Annotated in this window: 4 protein-coding genes; all 4 read right to left on the reverse strand. The window is 69.8% G+C overall.

Going from position 1 to position 5,761, the window contains the following annotated elements:
* Positions 1–190: 190 nt before the first annotated feature.
* From lpdA to Q7A36_RS37940, 4 genes are read right to left on the reverse strand one after another with little or no spacing between them, the layout of a single operon-like run.
* On the reverse strand, positions 191–1,588 hold the full coding sequence (gene lpdA, locus Q7A36_RS37925) for a dihydrolipoyl dehydrogenase (protein ID WP_305108980.1): 1,398 nt from the start codon (positions 1,586–1,588) through the stop codon (positions 191–193).
* 1 nt (position 1,589) lies between these two features.
* Positions 1,590–2,867 (reverse strand): dihydrolipoamide acetyltransferase family protein, encoded by a 1,278-nt coding sequence (locus Q7A36_RS37930; protein ID WP_305108981.1) that lies wholly within the window; start codon positions 2,865–2,867, stop codon positions 1,590–1,592.
* 1 nt (position 2,868) lies between these two features.
* Complete coding sequence (locus Q7A36_RS37935) at positions 2,869–3,882, reverse strand: alpha-ketoacid dehydrogenase subunit beta (RefSeq protein WP_305108982.1); 1,014 nt, start codon at positions 3,880–3,882, stop codon at positions 2,869–2,871.
* A gap of 2 nt (positions 3,883–3,884) precedes the next feature.
* A complete protein-coding gene (locus tag Q7A36_RS37940; protein ID WP_305108983.1) occupies positions 3,885–5,117 on the reverse strand; it encodes a 3-methyl-2-oxobutanoate dehydrogenase (2-methylpropanoyl-transferring) subunit alpha in 1,233 nt (410 codons plus the stop codon).
* Between the last annotated feature and the right edge of the window lie 644 nt (positions 5,118–5,761).

Genomic DNA, 5,761 nt, shown 5'->3' on the forward strand with positions numbered 1-5,761 from the left:
CGCCCGCCTTGCCGTGGAATCCCTGCCCACGATCCCGTGGAATCAGTGCCCGCCATCACGTGGAATACGCACACTACGCTGCCTTGCGGCTGGGTCGGCGCCCGGCGTCTTTCCATATCCGCCCCTTATCCGGCGAGTGGCCGGACCACGCAAAGGGCGACCTGCCTTTGGAAGAACGCGTATATAGTATTCACACCGTATGCTGCGCCTGGCCCATGGCGCGGAGCGCGGCTGCGTGCAACGCCTCGCCCCGCGTCGGGTGCGCGTGGATCGTGCCAGCGATGTCCTCCAGCCGGGCGCCCATCTCCAGCGCCAAGCTAAAGCCGGCCGCCAGTTCCGCGACCCCGGCGCCGACCGCCTGAATGCCGAGCACCAGATGGGTTTCGGCCCGCGCGACGACCCGCACGAAACCTTCCTCCGCCGCTTCGGTCAGCGCGCGGCCGTTGGCCGAGAAGGGATACTGACCGACCCGGATCTCCTGCGCCGCTTGGCGCGCCTCCGCCGGCGACAGGCCAACCGAGACGACCTCCGGGCTGGTGAAGCAGATCGCCGGGACCGCCATCGGCTCGAAGCGGCGGCGCCGGCCGGCCACCAGTTCCGCCACCATCCGGCCCTGCGCCATGGCGCGATGCGCGAGCATCGGCCCGCCCGCGACATCGCCGACCGCCCATACATCGCGCATGGAGGTCGCGCAGCGCGCATCGATGCGGATGAATGGCCCGTCCATCGCGAGATCCAGCGCCTCCAGCCCGAAGCCCGTCGTGCAGGGCCGGCGGCCGACCGCCACCAGAACGGCCTCGGCCGGGATGGTGTGCTCCGCCCCGTCCGCCGCGGCGACCCGCAGCGCCTTGCCATTTGCGGCCAGGCCGCGCGCCTCGGTCGCGGTCAGCAGCTCGATGCCCAGGCGCTGCATCCCGCGCAGGACGGGACGCGTGAGATCGGCATCCCAGCCCGGCAGGATGCGGTCCGCGGCCTCCACCACCGTGACCACAGCCCCGAGCCGGGCGAAGGCCATGCCGAGTTCGAGCCCTATATAGCCGGCGCCCACCACGGCCAGGCGCTCCGGCACGCGCGGCAATGACAGCGCCTCGGTCGAGGAGATCACCCGGCCGCCGAAAGGCAGCGCCGGCAACGGCATTGGCGCGGAGCCGGTCGCCAGCAGCACGTGCCGGGCCCGGATGGTCTGCGGCCCGGTATCGGTCTCGACGCGGCAGGTCTTGCCATCGAGCATGGTGCCGCGCCCCTGCACCGTGCGCACCCTGCCCTGCTTCAGCAGCGTGGCGACGCCGGCATTCAGCCGGCCGACGATGCCGTCCTTCCAGGCGACCGCCTGGGCGAAGTCGAGGCTCGGCGCCCCGGCCCGCAGGCCGAAGGGGGAGGCCTGCACCTGCCCGGCGGCGCGGCTGAATTCCGCCGCCACATGGATTAGCGCCTTCGACGGGATGCAGCCGACATTCAGGCAGGTGCCGCCGAGGCTGCCCTGCTCGACCAGCACGGTGTCGATGCCGAGCTCCCCGGCCCGGGCCGCGGCGCTGTAGCCGCCGGGGCCGCCGCCGAGGACGAGAAGCCCGGCCGTCAGCTCGCCCATCTCAGCCTCCGATGAAGATGCGCGCGGGCAGCTCGAGCAGGCTCTTGATGCGCTGGATGAACGCCGCCGCGTCGTAGCCGTCGATGACCCGGTGGTCGAAGGAGGAGGACAGGTTCATCATCTTGCGTGGCACGACGCCGCCGCCGATCCACATCGGCCGCACCGCCATCCGGTTGACGCCGATGATCGCCACCTCCGGCCAGTTGACCACCGGCGTGCTGGCGATGCCGCCCAGCGCGCCGAGGCTGGTGATGGTGATCGTCGAGCCGCCGAGTTCGTCCCGCGCCGCCTGCCCGGCCCGCGCGGCCTCCGACAGACGCTTCAGCTCCGCCGCGCACTCCCAAAGGTCGCGCGCCTCGGCATGGCGCACGACAGGTACCACCAGGCCGGACGGGGTCTGCGTGGCGATGCCGAGATGCACGCCGCCATGCCGCCGGATGACGCCGGCCTCGTCGTCGTACAGCGCGTTCATCTGCGGGAAGTCGGCGACGGCGCGGACCACGGCCAGCATCAGAAAGGGCAGCAAAGTGAGCTTCGGCCGCTCCGCCGCAGCTTCGGCGTTCAGCGCGGCGCGCAACTCCTCCAGCGCGGTCAGGTCGACCTCCTCAACATAGGAGAAGTGCGCGATCCGCCGCGTCGCCTCGGCCATCCGCTCGGCGATGCGGCGGCGGAGGCCGGTGACCTTGATCTCCTCGACCCGCGTATCGGCGCTGCGCTCTGCAGTGGCCGGGGCGGCGGTGCCGCTGTCGCGCAGCAGCGCGTCGAGATCCTCGTGCAGGATGCGCCCCGCCGGGCCGCTGCCGCGGAGCTGGCGTAGGTCAATGCCCGCCTCCCGCGCTCGCAGCCGCACCGCCGGCGAGGCGATGGGGCGCTCGCTCGGCAGGCGCGGCGTCACGCCCTGCCGCGCCGCGGGTCGCGGTGGGGGCGCGGGCTGCGGCGAGGCGGGTGCCTCCTGCTTCGCAGTGGGTGCCTCCTGCTCCACCGCGGGCACCGCCGGCGCCTGACCCGGGGCCGGCGCCGCCGCACCGTCCGGCTGGCCTGGCACCTCGATCCGCACGAGCTCCCCGCCCACCGCCAGGGTGCTGCCCACCTCGCCACCCAGCGCCAGGATGGTGCCGCCGACTGGCGAGGGGATCTCCACTGTCGCCTTGTCGGTCATCACCTCGGCGAGCGGCTGCTCCTCCCGCACCAGGTCGCCGACCTTGACGTGCCATCCGACCAACTCGGCCTCGGCGACGCCCTCGCCGATATCCGGCAGCTTGACCACGCGGGTGCCCATCTCAGGCCTCCAGCACGGCGCGTAGCGCCCGGCCGACGCGTTCGGGGCCGGGGAAGTAATCCCATTCCTGCGCGTGCGGATAGGGCGTGTCCCAGCCGGTGACGCGCAGGATCGGCGCCTCCAGGTGGTAGAAGCAGCGCTCCTGCACCTGCGCCGAAAGCTCCGCGCCGAAGCCGGAGGTGCGCGTCGCCTCGTGCAGGATCACGCAGCGGCCGGTCTTCCGCACCGACTGCTCGATCGCCTCGACATCCAGCGGAACCAGCGTGCGCAGGTCGATGATCTCGGCATCGACGCCGGTCTCGGCCGCCGCCGCCTCCGCCACATGCACCATGGTGCCGTAGGCGAGCACCGTGACCGCCGCGCCCTCCCGCCGCACTGCAGCCTCCCCGAGCGGGACGGTGTAGTGCCCGTCCGGCGTCTCGCCGAGCGGGTGGCGTGCCCAGGGTACCACGGGCTGGTCGTGGTGCCCGTTGAAAGGGCCGTTGTAGACCCGCTTCGGCTCCAGGAAGATGACCGGATCGTCGTCCTCGATTGCCGCGATCAGCAGGCCCTTGGCGTCGTAGGGGTTGGAGGGGATGACGGTCTTCAGGCCACAGACATGGGTGAATAGCGCCTCGGGACTCTGGCTATGCGTCTGGCCGCCGAAGATGCCGCCGCCGCAGGGCATGCGCACCACCATGGGCGCGGTGAATTCGCCCGCGGAGCGGTAGCGCAGCCGCGCCGCCTCGGAGACGATCTGGTCGTAGCCGGGATACATGTAGTCGGCGAACTGGATCTCGGCGACGGGCCGCAGGCCGTAGACGCCCATGCCAACGGCGACACCAATGATCCCGCCTTCCGAAATCGGCGCATCGAAACAGCGCGACGTCCCATACTTGCGCTGCAGCCCCTCGGTGGCACGGAACACGCCGCCGAAATAGCCGACATCCTCGCCGAAGACGACGACCCGGCTGTCGCGGCCCATCATCACGTCGAGCGCGTCGCGTATTGCTTCCACCATGGTCCGGCGCGGCATGCTCAGATCCCCATCGCCTGGCGCTGCTCGCGCAGGTGGCGGGGCATCTCCTTGTAGACGCCCTCGAACATGGTGGCGGCGCTGGGCTTCGGGCCGTCATGCAGGGTGCCGTGGCGCTCCGCCTCGCGTGCCGCTTCCAGCACCTCCTCCTCGATCTCGGCGCGCAGCTGGGTATGCCGCGCCTCGCTCCATTCGCCGCGCGCGACCAAGTGGTTCTTCAGCCGCTCGATCGGGTCACCGAGCGGCCAGGCGTCGGATTCCTCCTTCGGCCGGTAGCGGGAGGGATCGTCCGAGCTGGAATGCGCGCCGGCGCGGTAGGTTACCCACTCGATCAGCGTCGCGCCGAGGTTGCGCCGTGCGCGCTCGACCGCCCAGGCGGTCGCGGCATGCACCGCGAGGTAGTCGTTGCCGTCGACCCGCAGCGAGGGGATGCCATAGCCATGCGCGCGGGCCGCGAACGGCGCATTCTCGCCGCCCGCTACGCCCTGGAAGGAGGAGATGGCCCACTGGTTATTGACCACGTTGAGGATCACCGGCGGCCGGTAGACCGAGGCGAAGACCAGGGCCGCGTGGAAGTCGCTCTCGGCGGTTGAGCCCTCCCCGACCCAGGCTGCGGCGACGCGGGCGTCGCCGCTGATCGCCGAGGCCATGGCCCAGCCCACGGCCTGCACGTATTGCGTGGCGAGGTTGCCGGAGATGGAGAAGAACCCTGCCTCCCGCACGGAATAGAGCACCGGCAGCTGCCGCCCCAGCAGACGGTCCCGTTCGTTGGAGAAGACCTGGCACATCATGTCGACCAACGACCAGTCCTGGGCAATCAGTAGCCCCTGCTGGCGGTAGGTCGGGAAATTCATGTCGCCCTTCTCGAGGGCGGTCTGGAAGCCACAGGCCACCGCCTCCTCGCCAGTGCAGGGCATGTAGAAGGATGTCTTGCCCTGGCGCTGCGCCACCATCATCCGCGCGTCATAGGCACGGGTCTTCAGCATAGCGCGGAGCCCGACCTTCAGCGCCTCGGCATCCAGCCCGGGTGCCCAGGGGCCGACCGCCTGGCCCTGCCGGTCGAGCACGCGGATGATAGAATACGCGAGGTCGTGAATTTCGTGCGCCGGAACATCGATAGGCGGCCGGCGGACGGCGCCGGCCCGCGGAATGGACAGATGGTGGAAGTCGGGCTTGTCGCCGGGCCGCACCGCGGGTTCCGGAACATGCAGCGACAGAGGCCTTTGCTCGATCATCGCATGCTCCCGTCTCGGCGCCTTAGAGACGCCCGTTGCCAAGCCCGACCCAGCCTGCAACGACGGAAAGAGTGCTGGACCGTTTTGAGTTCCCTGTCAGCAAGCGGGTTTGGGACGAGGTGCGCCGCAATGGGCCAACCAACTACCGGATCGGATGGTCTTGCCCGACACTGGAACAATGAGTTCGCTCGGTCTTGGCATGATCCTGGCCAAAGCGGTCACCATTCGAAAATTGGGCTTTCCCGTAGTTTGAAGGAGAGGTGGCTCGGTTTTTCGGTAACCGGGACAAATTCCCGGGCACGCAGGCGCAGCATTGACCCATTCGGCTCGTGAATCTGCCCCAGATGCGGCTTTTCGCCTCAGCAATCCCCTCATTCTGGCGCGGCAAGGAATGAAATAATCGAATCAGGCCGCCGGTGTTGAGTTGAGGGAATAAATCGGACGGAGCCGATCACCGTTCGGTTCTGACGCCGTCGGGCGGTGTGTTGCCTTCTTGTCCGCGCTCTGATTCGACACCGCCTCACGCTGCGAGATGGGGCGCGATGCGGAGCAGGCAGATCTCCTTGGCGACGGTGGAGCAGTTCCTCGGGGACGTGTTCGGCCAGGAGCTGCATGCCAAGCGCGTGCAGTCCCTGGCAGGTACC

The sequence above is a fragment of the Paracraurococcus lichenis genome (assembly GCF_030657435.1).
GTDB lineage: Bacteria > Pseudomonadota > Alphaproteobacteria > Acetobacterales > Acetobacteraceae > Paracraurococcus > Paracraurococcus lichenis.